At 66.9% G+C, this 22,651-nt stretch carries 12 protein-coding genes; 9 read left to right on the forward strand and 3 right to left on the reverse strand.

What is annotated here, in order from left to right; genetic code table 11:
• Nucleotides 1-126 precede the first annotated feature (126 nt).
• Complete coding sequence (locus NMG10_RS02580; RefSeq protein WP_254463793.1) at nucleotides 127-13,074, reverse strand: non-ribosomal peptide synthetase; 12,948 nt, start codon at nucleotides 13,072-13,074, stop codon at nucleotides 127-129.
• A gap of 319 nt (nucleotides 13,075-13,393) precedes the next feature.
• On the opposite strand from NMG10_RS02580, the gene NMG10_RS02585 reads away from it, so the two are divergent.
• Nucleotides 13,394-13,921 (forward strand): RNA polymerase factor sigma-70, encoded by a 528-nt coding sequence (locus NMG10_RS02585; protein ID WP_203651777.1) that lies wholly within the window; start codon nucleotides 13,394-13,396, stop codon nucleotides 13,919-13,921.
• Between the two features lie 187 nt (nucleotides 13,922-14,108).
• On the opposite strand, the gene NMG10_RS02590 is transcribed toward NMG10_RS02585, so the two are convergent.
• Nucleotides 14,109-14,909: an ABC transporter substrate-binding protein gene (locus tag NMG10_RS02590; RefSeq protein WP_203651775.1), complete on the reverse strand. Its 801-nt coding sequence runs from the start codon at nucleotides 14,907-14,909 to the stop codon at nucleotides 14,109-14,111.
• A gap of 188 nt (nucleotides 14,910-15,097) precedes the next feature.
• Between NMG10_RS02590 and NMG10_RS02595 the strand changes: the two genes are divergently transcribed.
• Both NMG10_RS02595 and NMG10_RS02600 read left to right on the forward strand, forming a co-directional pair.
• Nucleotides 15,098-15,649 (forward strand): exonuclease domain-containing protein, encoded by a 552-nt coding sequence (locus tag NMG10_RS02595; RefSeq protein ID WP_203651773.1) that lies wholly within the window; start codon nucleotides 15,098-15,100, stop codon nucleotides 15,647-15,649.
• Between the two features lie 73 nt (nucleotides 15,650-15,722).
• A complete protein-coding gene (locus NMG10_RS02600; protein ID WP_038705716.1) occupies nucleotides 15,723-16,007 on the forward strand; it encodes a pyrimidine/purine nucleoside phosphorylase in 285 nt (94 codons plus the stop codon).
• 102 nt (nucleotides 16,008-16,109) lie between these two features.
• Here the strand turns inward: NMG10_RS02600 and NMG10_RS02605 are convergent, their stop codons facing one another.
• Complete coding sequence (locus NMG10_RS02605; protein WP_203651771.1) at nucleotides 16,110-16,802, reverse strand: alpha/beta family hydrolase; 693 nt, start codon at nucleotides 16,800-16,802, stop codon at nucleotides 16,110-16,112.
• A gap of 49 nt (nucleotides 16,803-16,851) precedes the next feature.
• On the opposite strand from NMG10_RS02605, the gene ccoN (NMG10_RS02610) reads away from it, so the two are divergent.
• From ccoN (NMG10_RS02610) to ccoO (NMG10_RS02635), 6 genes are all read left to right on the forward strand, one after another.
• Nucleotides 16,852-18,276 carry a cytochrome-c oxidase, cbb3-type subunit I gene (gene ccoN / locus NMG10_RS02610; RefSeq protein ID WP_050706570.1) on the forward strand — a complete coding sequence of 475 codons (1,425 nt, stop codon included), beginning with the start codon at nucleotides 16,852-16,854 and terminating at the stop codon, nucleotides 18,274-18,276.
• Nucleotides 18,277-18,289: 13 nt separating this feature from the next.
• Nucleotides 18,290-18,898 (forward strand): cytochrome-c oxidase, cbb3-type subunit II, encoded by a 609-nt coding sequence (gene ccoO, locus NMG10_RS02615; RefSeq protein WP_028692880.1) that lies wholly within the window; start codon nucleotides 18,290-18,292, stop codon nucleotides 18,896-18,898.
• A 5-nt stretch (nucleotides 18,899-18,903) separates the two neighbouring features.
• Nucleotides 18,904-19,098, forward strand: coding sequence for a cbb3-type cytochrome c oxidase subunit 3 (locus NMG10_RS02620; RefSeq protein ID WP_023632287.1), 195 nt, complete (start codon nucleotides 18,904-18,906; stop codon nucleotides 19,096-19,098).
• Nucleotides 19,095-20,036 carry a cytochrome-c oxidase, cbb3-type subunit III gene (ccoP, locus tag NMG10_RS02625; protein ID WP_254463794.1) on the forward strand — a complete coding sequence of 314 codons (942 nt, stop codon included), beginning with the start codon at nucleotides 19,095-19,097 and terminating at the stop codon, nucleotides 20,034-20,036. The genes NMG10_RS02620 and ccoP overlap by 4 nt, the downstream gene beginning before the upstream one ends.
• Nucleotides 20,037-20,595: 559 nt before the next feature.
• Nucleotides 20,596-22,038, forward strand: coding sequence for a cytochrome-c oxidase, cbb3-type subunit I (gene ccoN / locus NMG10_RS02630; protein WP_011533054.1), 1,443 nt, complete (start codon nucleotides 20,596-20,598; stop codon nucleotides 22,036-22,038).
• Nucleotides 22,038-22,646 (forward strand): cytochrome-c oxidase, cbb3-type subunit II, encoded by a 609-nt coding sequence (gene ccoO / locus NMG10_RS02635; protein ID WP_186715631.1) that lies wholly within the window; start codon nucleotides 22,038-22,040, stop codon nucleotides 22,644-22,646. Before ccoN (NMG10_RS02630) ends, ccoO (NMG10_RS02635) begins: the two co-directional genes overlap by 1 nt.
• The last annotated feature ends 5 nt before the right edge of the window (nucleotides 22,647-22,651 follow it).

A 22,651-nucleotide genomic window follows, 5' to 3' on the forward strand; every position in this document is an offset into this window, starting at 1 on the left:
ACTGTGTGCAGCGTAGCACCGGCAAGGGTGAGGATTACAGGGTGGCCATACGCCACATCGGCGCGTCAGCGCGGGGCCTGCCTGATCCTGTGGGAACAGGCACGCCCCGCGCTGAAGGCAATGCAGTTACAACGCCTCCAGCTCCGCCATCAGGTCGCTCAACCGATCGACCTTGGCGTCATCCAGCGCGCTGTCCTGCAGCCCGCGTACATAGTCCGCCAGCTCTTGCACCGTGCTGCACTCGAACATCGCCCGCAGCGGCACGTTCAACTGCAGGGCCTTCTGCACCCGCGAGGCGATCTGTGTCGCCAGCAGCGAATGCCCGCCCAGCTCGAAGAAGTTGTCGCGCACGCCCACCCGTTCGGCCTTGAGCACATCGGCCCAGATGCCGGCGAGGGTCTGCTCCAGCTCGTCGCGCGGCGCCAGGTAAGCCTGGCTGTGCTGGCCACCGATCTCGATGGCCGGCAGCGCCTTGCGGTCGAGCTTGCCGTTGGCGTTGTGCGGCAGGCTGTCGAACCAGCCCCAGTGCAGCGGCACCATGTACTCCGGCAGTTCGGCGCGCAGGCGCTGCTTGAGCTGGTCGAGCAGCGCGGCGTCGGCGGCGACGCCCTGGTGCGCCACCAGGTAGCCGACCAGGTGCTTGCCGTTGACGCCTTCCTGCACGCCCACCGCGGCATCGCGCAGTTCGGTTTGCTCGTGCAGGCGTGCCTCGATCTCGCCCAGTTCGATGCGGTAGCCGCGGATCTTCACCTGATGGTCGATACGCCCGACGTACTCCAGCACGCCGTCCGGACGACGGCGAGCCAGGTCGCCGGTGCGGTACAGGCGTTCGCCCGGTGCACCGTACGGGTGCGGGATGAAGGCCTGCGCCGTGCGCAGCGGGTCGCCGACATAGCCACGGCCCACGCCGGTACCTGCGACGCACAGCTCGCCCACCGCGCCCAGCGGCACCAGGGTCTGGTCCTCGCCGAGCAGGTACAGGCGGTTGTTGTCGGTCGGCGTGCCGATCGGCAGGTAGCTGCCCTGGGTCGAGGCGGCATCGACGCGGAAGAACGCCACGTCATCCGAGCACTCCGCCGGGCCATAGGCGTTGACCAGGCCGATGGCCGGGTAGCGCTGCAGCCACTGGGCGGCCAGCTCGGGCGGCATGGCCTCGCCGGTCGGCAGCATCCAGCGCAGGCCGTCGAGGGCCTGGTGGTCGTTGGCCAGCATGCCCTGGATCAGCGACGGCACGCTCTCCAGCACGGTGATGCCGGTGGCCTGCACATGGCTCAGCAGGCCTTGCGGGTCATGGGCGATGGCGTTCGGCACGATCTGCACCTTGGCCCCGAACAGCGGCGCGGCGAGGAACTGCCACACCGAGATGTCGAAGCTCTGCGAGGCGGTCTGGGCGATCACGTCCTGCTCGTCCAGGGCCAGGTACGGCACCTTGCTCAGCTGGTTGTTGAGCATGCCGCGCTGCTCGACCATCACGCCCTTGGGCAGGCCGGTGGACCCGGAGGTGTAGATCACGTAGGCGAGGTTGTCCGGCGCGCTGTGGATGCCGGGGTTATGGCTGGCCACGTTGCTCGCCTGCAGCTCTTCCCAGACCAGCAGCTTCGGCCGCGCCGCGCCCGCCACTTCGTCGAGCAGCTGGCGCGCCTGCTCGGCGCAGGCCGCGCTGCACACCAGCACCGGCGTGCGGCTGAGCTCGACGATGCGTTGCAAGCGCGCGGACGGCAGGCCCGGATCCAGCGGCAGGTAGCCGGCGCCGGCCTTGAAGCTGCCGACGATCATGCCCAACAGCGCCAGGCCGCGCTCGGCCAGCAGCGCCACCGCCTGGTCGATGGCCACGCCGGCCGCGACCAGGGCATGGCCGAGGCGGTTGGCCGCCACGTTCAGGCCCGCATAGTCGTAAGCGGCCGCCTCGCAGCGGGCGACGGTGCGCTGCGGGTGCGCGGCGACCCGCGCCTCGAACAGCTCGACGTAGCTCTGCTCCAGGGCGTAGCTGTGCTCGGTGCGATTGCAGTCCTCGAGCAGGAAGCGCTGCTCGTCGGCACCCAGCAGCGCCAGCTCATCCACCTCGCCATTGAAGCCCTCGACCAGCGCCAGCAGCAGGCGCTTGAACTCGGCGAGCAGGCGCTCGACGGTCGAGTAGTCGAAGTAACGCTGGTCGAACGACAGGTGCAGGCCCAGGTCATCGCCCGGGTAGCACACCGCGGTCAGCGGGAAGTTGGTGTGGGTGCGGCCCGAGTCGGAGCTGGCGTCCAGGTGCTGGGCGTGGTCGAGTACGGCGGTTTCCACCGGGGCGTTCTCGAACACGAACAGGCTGTCGAACAGCGGCTGGCCCTTGGGCAGCTCGCTGCACTCCTGGATCGCCACCAACGGCAGGTACTCGTACTCGCGCAGCTGCATGTTACGGTCGAGCAGGCCTTGCAGCCAGTCACGCACGCTGCGTCGCTCGCCGGGCTGCGGCATCTGCACGCGCAGGGCGATGCTGTTGATGAACAGGCCGACCGTGCGCTGCATCTGTGGCAGGCTCACCGGGCGCCCGGCCACGGTGACGCCGAACACCACGTCGCGGTCGCCGCTGTAACGGGCCAGGGTCAGCGCCCAGGCCGCCTGGGCGAAGGTATTGACCGTCAGCTGGTGGGCCTGGGCCAGTTCGCGCAGGCGCGCGCCCTCGCTCACCTCGAGGCGGGTGTAGCAATCACCCACTACCATGCCGTCACCGGCGTGATCGTGGCGCAGCGGTCGGTCGCTGGGGATCGCCGTGGCCCGTTCGAAGCCGGCCAGGTTGGCCTGCCACCACTGGCGCGCCTCGTCGAGGTCCTGGCGCTGCAGCCAGCCGATATAGTCACGGTAGCGCGGCGGCACCGGCAGCTGGGCCTGGCGCCCTTCGCCCAGGGCCTGGTAGATCTCGAAGAAGTCGTTCATCAGCAGCGAGCGGCACCAGGCATCGATGAGAATGTGGTGGTTGCTCATCATGAACCAGTAGCGTGCGTCGTCGACGCGCACCAGGCGCAGGTGGAACGGCGCTTCGCGCAGCAGTTCGAATCCGGCCTCGCGCTCCTGCTTGTGCAGGGCCTGCAGGCGCGCTTCCTGGGCGGTCTCGTCGAGGCCGCGCCAGTCCTGGTAGTCCACCGGGGTCTTGCCGGGCTTGTGGATGATCTGCAGCATCGCTTCGCCGGCGTTCCAGCTGAACGACGCACGCAACGCCTCGTGGCGCGCCACCACGGCCTGCCAGGCCTGGGCGAAGCGCTCGGGGTCGAGGGCACTGTTGATGCGGTAGCGGTCCTGCATGTAATAGATGCCGGTGCCCGGCTCGAGCAGGGTGTGTAGCAGCAGGCCTTCCTGCATCGGCGTCAGCGGGTAGACGTCCTCGATCTCGGCGACCGGGATCGGCAGCGCGTCGATCTGCTCCTGGGTCAGTTGCGCCAGCGGGAAGTCCGACGGCGTGAAGCTGCCGTTGCCGTCCACCAGGCAGTGGCCGACCAGGGCCAGCAGTTCCTGGCGGTAGGCTTCGGCCAGACGGGCAATGGTCGCTTCGTCGTAGCGCTCGGCGCTGAAGCTCCAGCGCAGTTGCAGCGCGCCGCCGTACACCTGGCCATCGACGCTCAGCCAGTTCGGCAGCGGCGCGTCGAGGTCATGGGCCAGGCCTGCGGGGGCGTCCAGCGGCTGGAACAACGCCGCCTGGTCGAACTGCTGGTCGAACTGGCCCAGGTAGTTGAAGGTGATGCGCGCCTGGGGCAGCGCGGCCATGCGTTCGCGCCCGGCCTCGTCGGCCAGGTAACGCAGCACGCCATAGCCCAGCCCCTTGTGCGGCACCTGGCGCAGCTGCTCCTTGATGCGCTTGATCGAGCCGGCACGGGCCGATTCGCCCTCACCCATCTGCGGGCTCAAGCTCAGCGGGTAGGCATTGGTGAACCAGCCGACACTGCGGGTCAGGTCCATATCCTCGAACAAGCCGTCGCGGCCATGGCCCTCCAGTTGCACCAACACCTGTTGGTCGCCGCTCCACTGGCACAGGGTGCGCGCCAGGGCGGTCAGCAGCAGGTCGTTGACCTGGGTGTGGTAGGCCGCCGGCGCCTGTTGCAGCAGCTGACGGGTCTGTTCGACGTCCAGTTCGATGGCGATGCTGCGGGCATGGCGGTGCAGGTTGCCACCCTGGGGATGATCGCAGGGCAGTTCGCGGCGGGCGCTACCCAGTTGGGCTTCCCACCAGCCCAGCTCGTCGCGCAGCGAATCGCTGCCGGCATAGCTGGCCAGGCGCGCCGCCCAGTCGCCCATGGCATGGGTCTTGGCAGCCAGCGTTTCACCGCGGTACAGCGCCTGCAGGTCTTCCAGCAGGACGCGCCAGGACACACCATCGACCACCAGGTGATGGATGGCCAGCAGCAGGCGCTGGGCACCCTGGCCGTCGCTGACCAGCAAGGCACGCAGCAGCGGCCCCTCGGCAAGGTCGAGGCTGCGCTGCACATCGGTATAGAGCGCCTGGCAGTCCTCGAAGTCGGTCACCGTCGCGGTCCACAGCAACGGCTGGGCGCTCTGCTGGGCGTACTCGCCCCGCCAGCGGCCGTTGGCCTGGTCGAAGCGCAGCCGCAGGCTGTCGTGGTGCTCGACCAGCGCGGCCAGGGCCTGCTCCAGCGCCTCAGCCTGCAATGGCTGGCGCGCCTGCAGCAGCACCGCCTGGTTCCAGTGCTGCGGTTGCGGCACTTCGCTGTCGAAGAACCAGTGCTGGATCGGCGTCAGGCCGCTGTGGCCCTCGCGCGCGCCCTGCTCGATGCTGCTCGGCGCCTCGCTGCGGGTCACCACGGCCGCCAGGGTCTGGATGGTCTGGTGCTGGAACAGGTCGCGCGGGGTGAACTGCAACCCCAGCTGGCGGGCCCGGCTGACTACCTGGATCGACAGGATCGAGTCGCCGCCCAGTTCGAAGAAATTGTCCTGCACGCCGATGCGCGACTGGTTGAGCACTTCGCGCCAGACCTGCGCCAGCTGGCTTTCCAGCTCGTTGGCCGGGGCCTGGTAGTGCTGGCGCGCCTGCTCCAGGTCCGGCGCCGGCAGCGCGCGGCGGTCGAGCTTGCCGTTGCCCATCAGTGGCAAGCTGTCGAGCAGCACCAGGTGCGCCGGCACCATGTAGTCCGGCAGATGCTGGCGGGCATCGGCCTTGACCGCCTCGCGCAGCAGGGCCTGGGCCTCGGCGTCGGCGCCGGCCTGCGGGCACACCAGGTAGCCCACCAGCTGCTTGCCGCCCGGCAGGTCGAGGGCCAGGACCACCGCCTCCTCGACGTCGGCGTGCTCCTGCAGGCGGCTCTCGATCTCGCCCAGCTCGATACGGAAGCCGCGGATCTTCACCTGCTGGTCGGCACGCCCGACATATTCCACCAGGCCATCGGCGCGCAGGCGCACCAGGTCGCCGGTGCGATACAGGCGGCCACCGTCATGGCTGAACGGGTCGGCGACGAAGCGCTCGGCGCTCAGGCCTGGGCGGTCGTGATACCCCTGGGCCAGGCCCGCGCCGCCCACGTACAGCTCACCGATGCCACCCTGCGGCAACAGGGCCAGGTCGTCGTCGAGGATATAGGCGGTGCGGGCGCCGATCACCCGGCCGATCGGCACGCTGCCGGCATCGACGGGCAGCGTGTCCGGCGCCAGGCACGCCAGCGGCATGACCACGGTCTCGGTCGGGCCATAGGCGTTGAAGAACTGTTGCGGGGCAAAAGCCTGGCGGATGCGCAGCAGGTGTTCGCCGGTCAGCGCCTCGCCACCGGTGATCACCAGGCGCACCGGCAACTGCTCGCCCTGCCCGGCCAGGTACTGGGCCAGCTGGCTGCCGTAGCTCGGGGTGAAGCCGAGCACGCTGACCTGCTGTTCACGTACCAGCTGGCAGATTTCCTCGGCGCCCCATTGGCCCTGGGCGCGCAGCACCACGCGGGCGCCGCACAGCAGCGGTACCAGCAGGCGTTCGCTGGCGGCGTCGAAGTTGATCGAATAGAAATGCAGCTCGCAGTCGTCGCTGCGCATGCCGAACTCGGCGATCACCGCCTTGCAGTGCATGGCGATTTCACCGTGGCTGACCACCACGCCCTTGGGCTTGCCGGTGGAGCCGGAGGTGTAGATCAGATAAGCCTGGTGCTGCGTCAGGTTGAGGTTGTCCAGGGCGGCGTCGCTGTAGGCGGACAGGCTCGCGGCATCGTCCTCCAGGCTCCAGCGCGCGACACCTGGCGGCAGTTCGCCCAGGGTGTCGAGCAGCGCCCGCTGGCCGATCAGCAGGCCAAGGCGGCTGTCCTCGATCATGTAGCGCAGGCGGTCGAGCGGGTATTCCGGATCCAGCGGCACGTAGGCGCCACCGGCCTTGAGAATGGCCAGCAGGCCCACCACCATCTCCAGCGAGCGCTCCAGCGCCAGGCCTACCCGCACCTGCGGGCCTACGCCGCGCTCGCGCAGGGCGCGGGCCAGGCGATTGGCCTGCTGGTCGAGCTCGGCGTAGCTCAGGTGCTGGCCGGCAAAGGTCAGGGCCAGGGCATGCGGGGTACGCTCGGCCTGGGCGGCGAACAACCCGTGCAGCGTCTGGTTCAGCTCGAAGTCCTGCTCGCCCTGGAGCTGACCGATCAGCACCTGCTGTTCGGCCTCGGCCAGCATCGGCAGTTCGCACAGGCGCTGTTGCGGGTCGTCGATCAACGCCACCAGCAGTTGCTGCCAGTGCTCGGCCATACGGGCGATACGCGGTTCGTCGAACAGGTCGCGGCTGTAGGTGAAGCAGCAGCCCAGGCGGCCATCGAGGTCGGTGACCTCCAGGTACAGGTCGAACTTGGTGGCGCTGGCGTCGTTGACCAGGTAGTCCACCTGCATGCCCACCAGCTCACGGCTCTGCTGGAAGGCCCAGCGCTGCACGTTGCACATCACCTGGAACAGCGGGTTGTAGGCGCTCGAACGCGGCGGCTGCAGGGCCTCGACCAGTTGCTCGAACGGCAGGTCCTGATGCGACTGGCCGTCGATGATGGTCTGGCGCACCTGGTCGAGCAACGCGCCGGCGCTCATCTGCCCGTCCAGCTCGCAGCGCAGCACCTGGGTGTTGAGGAAGGCGCCGATCAGCCCTTCGCTTTCCGGACGGATGCGGTTGGCCACCGGCGCGCCGATGCGCAGGTCGCGCTGGCCGCTGTAGCGGTGCAGCAGCGTGGCCAGGGTGGCGGTCATGGTCATGAACAGGGTCAGGCCGCGCTGGCTGTTGAAGGCATGCACGCGCTTGACCAGCGCAGGATCCAGGTCGAAGCGGAAGAGCTCGCCGCGGTGGCTCTGCACTGCCGGGCGCGGACGGTCGGCCGGCAGCGCCAGCACCGGATGCTCCTCGCCCAGACGGTCTTTCCAGTAGGCCAGCTGACGGGCGCCCTCGCCGCCTTCCAGCCACTGGCGCTGCCAGACGCTGTAGTCGAGGTACTGCACCGGCAGCGGCGCCAGCGGCGACTCGCGCTCGTCGACGAAAGCCTCGTACAGCTCGCCCAGTTCACGGGCGAAGATGTCCATGGCCCAGCCTTCGGTGACGATGTGATGCAGGGTCAGGACGAAGTAGTGCTCGCGCTCGCCGGCCTTGACCAGACAGGCGCGCAGCAGCGGGCCGCGCTCCAGGTCGAACGGCTGGTGCGCCTGGTCGTCGGCCAGTTGCTGCAGGCGTTGCTGGCGGGCTTCGTCGGCCAGGGCGCTGAAGTCGTGCCAGTGCAGTTGCAGGTGGCTGTCGTCGGCCACGCACTGGTACGGCTTGCCGTCGATGCTGGGGAAGGTGGTGCGCAGGGTTTCATGGCGCACGATCAGCGCCTGCAGGGCACGCTCGAAGGCGTCCACGTGCAGCGGTCCCTGGAAGCGGGCCATGCCGCCGACGTTGTAGGCGGGGCTGTGCGGGTCCATCTGCCAGAGGAACCACATGCGCTGCTGCGAGTACGACAGTGGCACGGCCTGGCGGCGGTCGACACGGGCGATGACGCCTTGCCGGTTACGCTCGCCGCTGCCTTGCAGGCGGGCGATCTCGGCGCAGAACGCGCCCAGTTCGCTGGCGTCGAACAGGGCCTTGAGCGGCAGCTCGACATCCAGCGCCTGGCGGGTACGCGAGACGATCTGGGTGGCCAGCAGCGAGTGGCCGCCGAGGGCGAAGAAATCGTCCTGCAGGCCAACCTGCGGAAGGTTCAGCACCTCGCGCCAGATCGCCGCGACCTGCTGCTGCAGCGCGCTTTGCGGCTCGACATGCTCACGTTGCTGCCAGACCGGCGCCGGCAGCGCCCTGCGGTCGACCTTGCCGCTCGGCCCCAGGGGCATCTGCGCCAGGTGGATGAGCTGGGCCGGCACCATGTAGGCCGGCAGGCACTCCGCCAGCGCGGCCAGCAGCGCGTCGCTCTGCTCGATGCCACTGTAGTAACCCACCAGTTGGGCGCCAACGGCGTCCTGGTGAATCAGCACCAGGGCCTGGGCAACACCCGGCTGGGCCAGCAGCACCGCCTGCACTTCCTCGGGCTCGACGCGGAAACCGCGCACCTTCACCTGCTGGTCGAGGCGGCCCAGGTACTCCAGGGCCTGGCTCTGCACATGCCAGCGGGCACGGTCGCCACTGCGGTACAGGCGCGCGCCGTCGCCATCGGGCTGGGGCACGAAACGCTCGGCGGTCAGCCCCGGGCGGCCGAGGTAGCCACGGGCCAGGCCCGCGCCCCCCAGGCACAGCTCGCCGGGCACGCCCGGCGCGCTCAACTCGAATTCGTCGTCCAGCACCCGGCACAGCACGTTGCCCAGCGGGCGGCCGATGGGCGAGCGTTCGCCATCACTCGCCTGGCAGTGCCAATGGGTGACGTTGATGGCGGTTTCGGTCGGGCCGTAGCGGTTATGCAGTTGCACTTGCGGCAGCAGTTGCAGCACGCGGTCACGCAAGGCCGCAGACAGCGCCTCGCCACCGGAGAACAGCCGGCGCAGGCTGGTGCAGCCAGCGGCCAGCGGCTCCTGGACAAACACCTGCAACAGCGGCGGCACGAAGTGCAGCGTGGTCACCCCGTGTTGCTGGATCAGCTGGGCAATGCGCTGCGGGTCACGGTGCTCGCCGGGGCCGGCCAGCACCAGCTGGCAACCGGTGACCAGCGGCCAGAAGCACTCCCACACCGACACGTCGAAGCTGATCGGCGCCTTCTGCATCAGCACGTCGCTGGCGTCCAGCGCGTAGGTTTGCTGCATCCACTGCAAGCGTTCGGCCAAGGCCGCGTGGGTGTTGCCCACGCCCTTGGGCTGGCCGGTGGAGCCGGAGGTGTAGATCACGTAGGCAAGGTTGTCGCCGTGCAGGTGCAGGCCGGGGGCCTGGCTCGGCCAGCTGTCCAGGTGCAGCTGGTCGAGGGCGATGGCGCTGACGCCGTCCACCTGCGGCAGCTTGTCGAGCAGGCTGGCGTGGCTGAGCAGCAGGCCGGCCTTGCAGTCGGCCAGCATGTAGGCCAGGCGCTCGGCCGGGTAGTCGGTGTCCAGCGGTACATAGGCGGCGCCGGCCTTGAGGATGGCCAGCAGGCCGATCAGCAGCTGCGGCGAACGCTCGAGGGCAATGGCCACGCAGGTGTCCGGGCCGACGCCCTTGTCGCGCAGGTAATGGGCCAGGCGGTTGGCCTGCTGGTGCAACTCGGCATGGCTGAGCTGGCCGCCCTCCCACACCAGCGCGGTGTGCTCGGGGGTCAGGCGGGCCTGTTCATTGAGTTGCTCGACCAGCAGCCGCGGCGCGCTCGCCATCGGCGCCTGCCCCCAGCCGAGCAGTTGCGCGCGGCCCTGCTCGTCGAGCAGGCGCACCTCGCCGAGGGCCAGTTGCGGCTCGGCGCAGACCTGCTCGAGCAAGGCCAGCAGATGGCTGGCCAGGCGCTTGACGGTGGCCGCCTCGAACAACCCGGCGGCGTAGTCGAAGGCCAGCGTCAGGCGGCCCTGGTGGTCTTCCTCGCTGTGCAGCTGCAGGTCGAACTTGGCCTCGCGGCTGTGCCACGGCAACTCTTCGGCCAGCAGCCCGGGCAGACGGCGCAGGGCCGACAGGTCGCGCTGCTGGTGGTTGAACATGACCTGGAACAGGCCCTGTTCACGGGCCTGCGGCAGCGCTTCGAGCAGTTGCTCGAACGGCAGGTCCTGATGGGCCTGGGCTTCCAGGGTAGCCTGGCGCGCCTGGGCCAGCAGCCCGGCGAACGGCAGGCGGCCGTCGAGTTCGGCGCGCAGCACCTGGGTGTTGATGAAGAAGCCGACCATGCCCTGGGTTTCCAGGCGCGGGCGGTTGGCGTTGGGCACGCCGACGCGGATGTCGCCCTGGCCGCTGTAGCGGTGCAGCAGGGCCTGCCAGCCGGCCAGCAGGACCATGAACAGGCTGGCCTGCTGGTCGCGGGCCAGGTCCTTGAGGGCGCTGGTCAGCGCCGCCGGCACCTTGAGGCTGTGGCGCGCGGCGCGGGTGTGCTGCTGGCTGGCGCGGGGCTGGTCGGTGCACAGGTCGAGCACCGGCAGTTCATCACCTAATGTGTTCTTCCAGTAGTCGAGCTGACGGGCGCTCTCGCCGTCGGCCAGCCACTGGCGCTGCCACTGGCCGTAGTCGGCGTAGCCCAGCGTCAGTTCGGGCAGTTGCACGGCCTGGCCTTGGGCGGCGTACAGGCGGGCGAACTCATCCAGCAGGATATTCAGCGACCAGCCGTCGGCGACGATGTGGTGCAGGGTCACCCACAGCTGGTGCTCTTCGTCGTCCAGGCGCGCCAGGGTCACCCGCAGCAGCGGGCCCTGGCGCAGGTCGAACGGCTGCTGCGCCTCGTCCTCACGGCGCGCGGCCACTTCGGCGGGCGACAGCCCTTCGAGGTCCAGATGGCGCAGGGTGAACGACGGGTCCGGCAGGATGCGCTGCACGGCCTGGCCGTCGACCTCGTCGAACAGCGTGCGCAAGGATTCGTGGCGGGCGACCAGGGACTGGAAGCTCGCCAGCAGCGCCGCTTCGTCCAGCTCGCCGCGCAGGTGCAGGCCGGCGGGGATGTTGTAGGCGGCGGACTGCGGCTCCAGTTGCCACAACAGCCACAGGCGATTCTGCGCCAGGGACTGCGGCAACGCCTGGTCGCGGTCCTGGTTGTGGATGACGCCGGCGGCGCTGCCGCCTTCGGCGAGGATGGCCGCCACGGCGGCGCTGTACTCGGCCAGGGTCGGTGCTTCGAACAGGATGCGCAGGCTCAGTTGCAGGCCCAGCTCGTCGCCCAGGCGCGCGGTCACCTGGGTGGCGGCGATGGAGTTACCGCCCAGCAGCAGGAAGTGATCGTCCGCCGCCACCGATTCGACCTTGAGCAGCTCACGCCAGATGCCAGCGATCCGTGCCTGCAGGTCGTCCCCAGCCACGCCATTACCCTGCTCCGTTTGCGCCGTCGGGAACCGCGCATAGATATCCAGGCTGCCGTCGTTCATGCGCAGGCGGCAGGCCGAGCGCTGCAGCTTGCCGCTGGAGGTCTTGGGCAGCGCGCCGGGGTTGAGCAGCAGGACCACGGCCGGCGCCTGGCGGCAGGCGTCGGCGATGACCCGGCGCAGGGTGTTGATCAGCGCCTCGGGCGTGTGCGCCTTCTGCACGTTGCGGCTGATCTCCACCGCCACGCCAATGCCTTCCTCGCCCTGGTCGTCGACGGCGAATACCGCCACACGCCCCTTGCGCAGCACCTCGACCTCACGCTCCAGGGTCTTTTCCAGGTCCTGCGGGTAGATGTTCTGGCCACGGACGATGAGCATGTCCTTCAGGCGCCCGGTGACGAACACCTCGCCGTCGCGCATGAAGCCCAGGTCGCCGGTGCGCAGCCAGGTCTGGCCGTCCATCTCGACGAAGGTACGGGCGCTGGCTTCGGGGTTGCGCCAGTAACCCAGGGCGACGCTCGGGCCACCGGCCCATATCTCGCCCACCTGGTTGTCAGCCAGCACCTGCAGCTGTTGCGGCTCGACGATGCGCACCGCGTGGCCCGGCTGCGGATAGCCGCAGCTCATCAGCACGCTGCCCTTGCCCGGCTCGGCACGGTTGGCGGCGAAGGCCTCGGCATCCAGTTCCAGGGCGCCGATGCCCTGGCCACGGCGGCTGCCGCTGACGAACAGGGTGGCCTCGGCCAGGCCGTAGCTGGCGAAGAAACTGCTGGCGTCGAAGCCACAGGCGGCAAATTTTTCGGCGAAGGTGTCGAGGCTGTCCTGGCGGATCGGCTCGGAACCGGAATAGGCCACGCGCCAGCGGCTCAGGTCCAGGCCGGCGATTGCGGCCTCGCTGACCCGCTCGCTGCACAGGCGGTAGGCGAAGTCCGGGCCGCCGCTGATGGTGCCGCCGTATTCGCTGATCGCCTGCAGCCAGCGCAGCGGCCGGGCGAGGAAGTAGCCCGGCGACATCAGCACGCAGGGCACGCCACTGAAGATCGGCTGCAACAGGCCGCCGATCAGGCCCATGTCGTGGTACAGCGGCAGCCAGCTGACGATCACGTCGTCCGGGTTCAGGTCGATGCCGAAGCCCTGGCGGATCAGTTGCTCGTTGGCCACCAGGTTGCCATGGCTGACCTGCACGCCTTTGGGCAGCGCGGTGGAGCCGGAGGTGTACTGCAGGAAGGCGATGTCATTGCCTTTGAGCTCAGGCTCGCGCCACTGCCCGGCCAACTGCGGGTCCAGGCGATCCACTGCCAGCAGGCCCGGGGCGTTGGCCCCTGCCAGGGCTTCGAGGCCCTGCAAACTGTCACACAGCGCTTCTACCGTCAGCAGCAGGCGCGGCTCGGCGTCGTCGATGATCGACAGCAGGCGCTCCTGGTGATGCTGACGCGAAGACTCCGGCGGATACGCCGGCACGGCGATCACCCCGGCATACAGGCAGCCGAAGAAGGCCGCGACATAGTCCGGGCCGCTGGGGAACAGCAGCACGGCGCGCTCGCCGAACCCGGCCCGGGCCTGCAACGCCGCGGCGATGGTCCGCGCGCGCTGGTCGAGGTCCCGGTAGCTGAGCACCGCCTGCTCGCCGGGCGCGTCGGCCAGGAAGCGCAAGGCAATGCGCTCAGGGGTCTGGGCGGCGCGCTGCGCCAGGGCCTGGACCAGCGAGTGCGGGAGTTCGAAGGCGTCCGTCATGGAATGTTCCTGCCAGTGTCTGGGTGAGTCGCGCCTGACTGGCCCGCGCACGACAGGCGGGCAGTGTTCGGCAGCCGAGATGTACACAGGGGAACGGATGGGCCTGGGAAGAAATTAGGCCCGTCGGACGGCCCGGGAAGGCCGGGCGCAGAGGGATGGAGTGAAGCCGTTCACAGCCTGGAGCTTAGAACTAAAATGGATCAAAACTCATTAACTTTCGTATTTGACAATCATTATCATTACGAATAGTTTGTCGCACGTCGTAGGAAGCCTCCCTCAGGGGTGCGCTCCCACTCCTCTTCGAGACAAGGTGATTTCCATGGCGGAACAACTATCCACAAGTAAGTGCGATTCACCATTACTCCAGGCATTCGTCGACAACCGCAGCATCCTGGTGAAGATCGCGGCGCGCATCACCGGTTGCCGCTCCCGCGCCGAGGATGTGGTGCAGGACGCCTTCTTCAGGCTCAGCGCCGCCCCGCAGATCACCTCTTCATTCAAGGCCCAGCTCAGCTACCTGTTCCAGATCGTGCGCAACCTGGCCATCGATCACTACCGCAAGCAGGCCATGGAGCTGAAATACACCGGCAGCGAAGAGGAAGGGATGAACGTGGTCATCCAGAACGCCTCGCCTGAAGCCACCCACATCAATCTCGCCGCCCTGGAGCACATCGCCGACGCCCTCGACGAACTGCCCAAGCGCACCCGCTACGCCTTCGAGATGTACCGCCTGCATGGCGTGCCACAGAAGGACATCGCCAAGGAGCTGGGGGTGTCGCCGACGCTGGTCAACTTCATGATCCGCGATGCGCTGATCCATTGCCGCAAGAGCAGTCGCCTGGGCTGAGCTGTTCTCCATCGATTCTGCTGGACCCTGTGGGAGCGGGTTTACCCGCGAAGAATCCAACGCGGCGCCTGGCACCGGCTGCGCCGGTGTTCGCGGCTGAAGCCGCTCCCACAGGAGCACGCCTTTGCCTCGGGCACTGCAGAATCCTGCACGCTCATTACTGAATACGCGGCAACTTCGCCGAAATTTAGTCGTGCGGCGCTTCGACGGTGATCTTGTAGGGCTTGAAGATGCGCAGCAGTTCGCCATTTTCCCGCAGCTGGCGCAACAGGCTGGCGAAGGCCTCGGGGCTGATGGCCGCACCCGGGCGCAGCAGCGCGTAGTGATGGTAGACCTGATCGACCCGTTGCGACGCCAACAACTGGCCGGCGCTGTCCGGGTTGCGCTGGAGGAAGTCGCTCAGGTACGAGCGGGTGACCAGGGCGATGTCGGCACGCCCGCGCTCGACCATGTTCAGGTTGCTGTCGTGGGAATAGGTCAGCGTGGCGCGGTAGCGCTTCTTCAGCCAGGCCGGGTCCGCGTTGAAATCGGCGAAGGCGTAGTGGTAGCCATTGAACAGCGCCAGGCGCTTGCCCTCGAGGTCGTCGAAGTAATGCTGGTCACGCCCGGCCTGCTGGCGGCTGACGAAGATCTCGGCATCCTCCAGCCCCATGTCCACCGCCTTGTGCTCGATCTCCTGCCAGCCCCACTGCGGATTCTCGAAGATCGCCATGTCGGTGCGGCCCTGCTGGAAATCGCCGAAACGCCGGGGAATCGAGGTGGGCACCAGGACGAAACGATACAGGGACTGCGAGCGATTGAGCGATTCCACCAACTGCGGCAGCAGGCCGGTATCGGCACCCTGCTCCGGGCGCACGGTGTAGGGCGGGAAATGCGCCGCCCCGATCTTCACTTCCCGCACCACCTCGGCCTGCGCCGCAGCACTCAGCAAAACCGTCGCGAACAGCAACAGGGCGGACGACAGCTTGGCATTGGGCAGTGGAGTCAAGTCGGGACACTCATCACGGGTAAAGGCCTGAATGCGCCTAAGCTAGGCGTTTTCCCGCACAGGCACAACCGCCGAATATGCCAAAGTGCCAGGGGATGTCGTGGGCCTCGAGTTTGGCTACGCTCTACTGGCCTGCGCACGCGCCCCGGCGAGCGCGCAGGCTTTTCTGCATTGATAGGGAGCCTGGCATGGGCCATTGGTTGGTGATCGACCTGGAAGCCACCACCGACGACGGCGGCTGGCCGGTCACGGAGATGGAAATCATTGAAATCGGCGCAAGCCTGGTCACCCGCGATGGGCGCGAGGTCGACCACTTCCAGCGCTTCGTACGGCCCCGGCGGCGGCCGCAGCTGACCCCCTTCTGCTGCGAGCTGACCCACATCGGCCAGGCCGAGGTCGATGCGGCTGCGCCCTTCCCCGAGGTCTGGGCCGCGTTCGAACGCTGGCTGGGCCATCACCAGGCACAGTTGCAGGCCTGGGTCAGCTGGGGCGACTACGATCGCAAGCAGCTGCTGCAGGAATGGCAGGCGCACCATGTGCGCAGCCTGCTCGAGCAACTGCCGCACATCAACCTCAAGCAACGCTTCGCCAAGGCCCGCCACCTGCAGCGCCCGGCAGGCCTGAACAGCGCCCTGCAACTGGCCGGCCTGCAGTTTTCCGGGCAACAGCACCGGGCCCTGGAAGACGCCCGCAACACCGCACGCCTGCTGCCCCTGAGCCTGCCGCCGGGCAGCGCCTGAAACAGATGACGCAGGGGCGGGCCTTGGGCATACTGGCCAGCCCTTTTTTCAGTCCTTTTTCAGGAGTCGCCCGATGTTCAAGGTCAATGAGTACTTCGATGGCACCGTCAAGTCGATCGCCTTCGAAGGCAAGGAAGGTCCGGCCACCGTGGGCGTGATGGCCCCGGGCGAATACGAGTTCGGCACCGCCAAGCGCGAGATCATGCACGTGGTCTCCGGCGCCCTGAGCGTGAAGCTGCCGGGCAGCGACAACTGGGAAACCTTCAATGCTGGCGACAAGTTCAACGTGGCCGCCGACAGCAAGTTCCAGCTGAAGGTCGCCGTGGATACCGCTTACCTGTGCGAGTATCGCGACTAAGCGATAGCCTGCACCGGCCTCTTCGCGGGTAAACCCGCTCCCACAGGGTTCGAGCATTGCACCGTCCCTGTGGGAGCGGGTTTACCCGCGAAGAAGGCTGCATCAATCTTTCAGGAAAGCCGCCACCCGCTGCGCCGCCGCCTGCATGTGCTGCTCATGGCTGAACCCCGACGCCTTCAACGGCTTGAGGTCATGATCGGCCGCCACCAGCCAGCTCACCTCGATCGCCGGCGATAGCTCATATCCTTGCACCGCCTCACGATTGCCCAGGGCATCCCGCTCGCCCTGCACGATCAGCGTGCGCGTGCGTAGCCCGGCCAGGTGCTCCACCCGTGGCTTCTCAGGCTTGCCCACGGCATAGAACGGATACCCCAGGCAGACCAGCGCATCGGCGCCCAGTTCGTCTGCCAGCAAGCTGGCCATGCGCCCGCCCATGGACTTGCCGCCGACAGCCAACCGCCCTGCGACCAATGGTCGCAGCTGGTCGTATACAGTCCGCCAGCATTCGAGCAACACCTTCTGCGGATTGGGCGGTCGCTTGCCACCGTTCAGGCGCCGCTCGGCCATGTACGGAAACTCGAAGCGCACCACCCCTACCCCTTGCCCCGCCAGCCTTTGCGCCATGTCCTCCATGAACCCGCTGTCCATTGGCGCACCGGCGCCATGGGCCAGGATCAGGCAGCTGGAAATGCCGCGATCCTCCGCCATTTTCGGAGGATCGCAGCGCAAGCCTGGGACATTTCCGATCTTCGCCCATTGATCCCCGTCAATACCGGCACTTTGCCCATTAATCATGCTTGCCTCGCTGTTTAGCCTGCCTATAACCGTGGATGGGAACCCATACATGAACACAACCAGCAGTACCGCCTACAACTACCAGGTGGTCCGCCAATTCGCCATCATGACGGTGGTGTGGGGCATCGTCGGGATGGGGCTCGGCGTCTTCATTGCCGCCCAGCTCGCCTGGCCCGCCTTCAACCTCGACCTGCCGTGGACCAGCTTCGGCCGCCTGCGACCCTTGCACACCAACGCGGTGATCTTCGCCTTCGGCGGCTGTGCCCTGTTCGCCACCTCCTATTATTCGGTGCAACGCACCTGCCAGACCACCCTGTTCGCGCCACGCCTGGCCGCGTTTACCTTCTGGGGCTGGCAGCTGGTGATCCTGCTGGCGGCGATCAGCCTGCCGCTGGGCTACACCAGCACCAAGGAATACGCCGAACTGGAATGGCCGATCGACATCCTGATCACCATCGTCTGGGTGGCCTATGCCGTGGTGTTCTTCGGCACGCTGATGAAGCGCAACACCAAGCACATCTACGTGGGCAACTGGTTCTTCGGCGCCTTCATCCTCACCGTGGCGATCCTGCACATCGTCAACAACCTGGAAGTGCCGGTCAGCCTGACCAAGTCCTACTCGCTGTATGCCGGCGCCACCGATGCCATGGTGCAGTGGTGGTACGGCCATAACGCCGTGGGCTTCTTCCTGACCGCCGGCTTCCTGGGGATGATGTACTACTACGTGCCCAAGCAGGCCGAACGTCCGGTGTACTCGTATCGCCTGTCGATCGTGCACTTCTGGGCACTGATCACCCTGTACATCTGGGCAGGTCCCCACCACCTGCACTACACCGCGCTGCCGGACTGGGCGCAGTCGCTGGGCATGATCATGTCGCTGATCCTGCTGGCCCCGAGCTGGGGCGGCATGATCAACGGCATGATGACCCTCTCGGGCGCCTGGCATAAGCTGCGCAGCGACCCGATCCTGCGCTTCCTGGTCGTCTCGCTGGCGTTCTACGGCATGTCCACCTTCGAAGGCCCGATGATGGCCATCAAGACGGTCAACGCCCTGTCCCACTACACCGACTGGACCATCGGTCACGTCCACGCCGGCGCCCTCGGCTGGGTGGCGATGATCTCCATCGGCGCGCTGTACCACACCATCCCGAAAGTGTTCGGCAAGGAGCGCATGTACAGCCTCGGGCTGATCAACGCGCACTTCTGGCTGGCCACCATCGGCACCGTGCTCTACATCGCCTCGATGTGGGTCAACGGCATCGCCCAGGGCCTGATGTGGCGCGCGGTCAACAGCGACGGCACGCTGACCTACTCGTTCGTCGAAACCCTGGTGGCCAGCCACCCAGGCTTCGTCGTGCGCTTCGTCGGCGGCGTGATCTTCCTCAGCGGCATGTTCCTGATGGCCTGGAACACCTGGCGCACCGTGCGCGCCCCGGCCGCCGAGCAAGCCACCGCCAACGCCCAGCTGGCTTGAGGAGTAGAGCCTGATGAACCATGAAGTCGTTGAGAAAAACATAGGCCTGATGGCCCTGCTGATGGTGTTCGCCGTCAGCATCGGCGGCCTGACCCAGATCGTCCCGCTGTTCTTCCAGGACGTCACCAACAAGCCGGTCGAGGGCATGAAGCCCTACACCGCCCTGCAGCTCGAAGGCCGCGACATCTACATCCGCGAAGGTTGCGTGGGCTGCCACTCGCAGATGGTCCGGCCGTTCCGCGCCGAGACCGAGCGCTACGGCCACTACTCGGTGGCCGGCGAGAGCGTGTGGGACCACCCGTTCCTGTGGGGCTCCAAGCGTACCGGCCCGGACCTGGCCCGCGTCGGCGGCCGCTACTCGGACGACTGGCACCGTGCGCACCTGTACAACCCGCGCAACGTGGTGCCGGAGTCGAAGATGCCGTCGTATCCGTGGCTGGTGGCCGCGCAGGTCGACAACAGCCACACCGACGTCAAGATGCGCGTCCTGCGCGGCCTCGGCGTGCCCTACAGCGACGACGACATCGCCGGTGCCAAGGACGCGGTCAAGGGCAAGACCGAGATGGACGCGCTGGTCGCCTACCTGCAGGTGCTCGGCACCGCGATCAAGAACAAGAGGTGAGTGCGATGGAAATGGACATCGGCATGATCCGCGGCCTGGGCACCCTGGTGGTGATGATCGCCTTCATCGGCCTGTCGCTCTGGGTGTTCAACCGTCGCCGCGACCGTGATTTCGCCGAAGCGCGCCTGCTGCCCTTCGTCGACGACCGCCTGCCCCCCGCCGGGCAGGAACCTGCTGCAATGAGGAGTACCCGGCAATGACCACCTTCTGGAGTACGTACATCAGCGTACTGACCATCGGCAGCCTGATCGGCCTGACCTGGCTGCTGCTCGCCACCCGCAAGGGCCAGAGCAGCGACACCACCGACCAGACCATGGGCCACAGCTTCGACGGCATCGAGGAGTACGACAACCCGCTGCCGAAATGGTGGTTCTGGCTGTTCGTCGGCACCCTGGTGTTCTCGGTCGGCTACCTGATCCTCTACCCGGGCCTGGGCAACTGGAAAGGCATCCTGCCCGGCTACGAGAATGGCTGGACCCAGGTGGACGAGTGGCAGAAAGAGATGGACAAGGCCGACGCCAAGTTCGGCCCGATCTTCGCCAAGTACGCCGCCATGCCGGTGGAGGAAGTGGCCAAGGATCCGCAAGCGCTGAAGATGGGCAGCCGGCTGTTCGCCTCCAACTGCTCGGTGTGCCACGGCTCCGACGCCAAGGGCTCCTACGGCTTCCCCAACCTGACCGACAGCGACTGGCGCTGGGGCGGCGAGCCGGAGACCATCAAGGCCTCGATCATGAACGGCCGCCACGGCATCATGCCGGGCTGGTCCACCGTGATCGGCGAGCAGGGCGTGGCCGATGTGGCGGCGTTCGTGCTGACCAATCTCGACGGTCGCACCCTGCCGGCTGATGCCAAGGCCGACCCGGCCAAGGGCAAGGAGCTGTTCGCCACCAACTGCGTGGCCTGCCACGGGCCAGAAGGCAAGGGCACCCCGGCCATGGGCGCGCCGAACCTGACCCACCCGCAGGCGTTCATCTACGGCTCGAGCTTCGCCCAGTTGCAGCAGACCATCCGTTATGGCCGTCAGGGCCAGATGCCGGCGCAGCATGACATCCAGGGCAACGACAAGGTCCACCTGCTGGCGGCCTATGTGTATAGCCTGTCGCAGGAGCAGGCCGCTGAAACAGTGACTGCCAAGTAACACTCGTGGGAGCGGGCTTGCCCCGCGATGGCGCCAAACCTGACGACCTCATCGCCGGAACCGACGCCATCGCGGGGCAAGCCCGCTCCCACGCTGTAAAAGCCTGCAACTCCGCTCCCTGTGCGAGAGTGCAGCCCCAAAGGGTTTGGTGATCTCCTACAGACCTCCCCCTCTCCCCTCCCCGCCTTGCACCCCCTCCGAACACAACTAAGCTTGTTGCCACAGTGGCTCCGCTCGCAGCGACCGGAACAGACGTGGTGCACAGCCTGACATCACGCCTCGACTCCACGCTCACGAGCCTGCGGCTTTGGGATGACGCCTTGCGTGCCCGTCCCCGATTAAAAAGCTTGACCAAACGATCAGAAAAACATGGAAAACGGTACACATTACAAATATTTATTTGTGTACAATCATCCAACCCAAAAGCCGCGGGACGGCGGTGAAAAGGGTCTGGACACGGGTCGGCGCAGGTTTCCTTGCGTTGCCATAACCCTGGTGGTTATCGATACTGGCGCCGATTTACCAACCAACAAGAACACCCAAACCGTGGAACCTTAGAATGAGCACTGCAATCAGTCCGACTGCTTATAACTATAAGGTCGTCCGCCAGTTCGCCATCATGACGGTGGTCTGGGGGATCCTTGGCATGGGGCTCGGCGTCTTCATCGCCTCGCAACTGGTATGGCCCCAGCTCAACCTGGACCTGCCATGGACGAGCTTCGGCCGCCTGCGCCCGCTGCACACCAACCTGGTGATCTTCGCCTTCGGTGGCTGTGCCCTGTTCGGCACCAGCTACTACGTGGTGCAGCGCACCTGCCAGACCCGCCTGATCTCCGACAGCATGGCCGCCTTCACCTTCTGGGGCTGGCAGGCGGTGATCGTCGGCGCGCTGATCACCCTGCCGATGGGCTTCACCACCACCAAGGAATACGCCGAGCTCGAGTGGCCGCTGGCAATCCTGCTGGCCATCGTCTGGGTCACCTACGCCCTGGTGTTCTTCGGCACCATCGTCAAGCGCAAGACCAAGCACATCTACGTCGGCAACTGGTTCTACGGCGCCTTCATCGTGGTCACCGCGATGCTGCACATCGTCAACCACATCTCGCTGCCGGTGAGCCTGTTCAAGTCCTACTCGGCCTATGCCGGCGCCACCGACGCGATGATCCAGTGGTGGTACGGGCACAACGCCGTGGGCTTCTTCCTCACCACCGGCTTCCTCGGGATGATGTACTACTTCGTGCCCAAGCAGGCCGAACGCCCGATCTACTCCTATCGCCTGTCGATCGTGCACTTCTGGGCGCTGATCACCCTGTACATCTGGGCCGGCCCGCACCACCTGCACTACACCGCACTGCCGGACTGGGCGCAGTCGCTGGGCATGGTGATGTCGATCATCCTCCTGGCGCCGAGCTGGGGCGGCATGATCAACGGCATGATGACCCTGTCGGGGGCCTGGCATAAGCTGCGCACCGACCCGATCCTGCGCTTTTTGGTGGTGTCGCTGGCGTTCTACGGCATGTCCACCTTCGAAGGCCCGATGATGGCCATCAAGACGGTCAACTCGCTGTCGCACTACACCGACTGGACCATCGGTCACGTCCACGCCGGCGCCCTCGGCTGGGTGGCGATGATTTCCATCGGCGCGGTCTACCACATGATCCCGAAACTCTACGGCCGCGAGCAGATGCACAGCGTCGGCCTGATCAACGCGCACTTCTGGCTGGCCACCATCGGCACCGTGCTGTACATCGCCTCGATGTGGGTCAACGGCATCACCCAGGGCCTGATGTGGCGCGCCATCAACGACGACGGCACCCTCACCTACTCCTTCGTCGAAGCCCTGCAGGCCAGCCACCCGGGCTTCATCGTCCGCGCCCTGGGCGGTGCGTTCTTCGCCTCCGGCATGCTGCTGATGGCCTACAACGTGTTCCGTACCGTGCGCGCCGCCAACCCGGTTCAGGCTGAGGAAGCCGCCAAGATCGTCGTCGTGGGAGCCCACTGATGAAGCATGAAGCAGTCGAGAAGAATATCGGCCTGATGGCCTTCTTCATGGTCATCGCCGTCAGCGTCGGTGGCCTCACCCAGATCGTCCCGCTGTTCTTCCAGGACGTCACCAACAAGCCGGTCGAGGGCATGAAGCCGCGTACCGCGCTGGAGCTCGAAGGCCGCGACATCTACATCCGCGAAGGCTGCGTGGGCTGCCACTCGCAGATGATCCGGCCGTTCCGCGCCGAGACCGAACGCTATGGCCACTACTCGGTGGCCGGCGAAAGCGTGTGGGACCACCCGTTCCTGTGGGGCTCCAAGCGCACCGGCCCGGACCTGGCCCGGGTTGGCGGCCGCTACTCGGACGACTGGCACCGCGCCCACCTGTACAACCCGCGCAACGTGGTACCGGAATCGAAGATGCCGTCGTACCCGTGGCTGGTGGAGAACAAGCTCGACGGCAAGGACACCGCCAAGAAGATGGAAGTGCTGCGCACCCTGGGCACGCCGTATACCGACGAAGACATCGCCGGCGCCCGCGACGCGGTCAAGGGCAAGACCGAGATGGACGCCATCGTCGCGTACCTGCAAGGCCTTGGCACCCTCATCAAAAGCAAACGGTGACGCTG

Source organism: Pseudomonas sp. DVZ6, assembly GCF_024259445.1.
Lineage (GTDB): Bacteria > Pseudomonadota > Gammaproteobacteria > Pseudomonadales > Pseudomonadaceae > Aquipseudomonas > Aquipseudomonas peradeniyensis.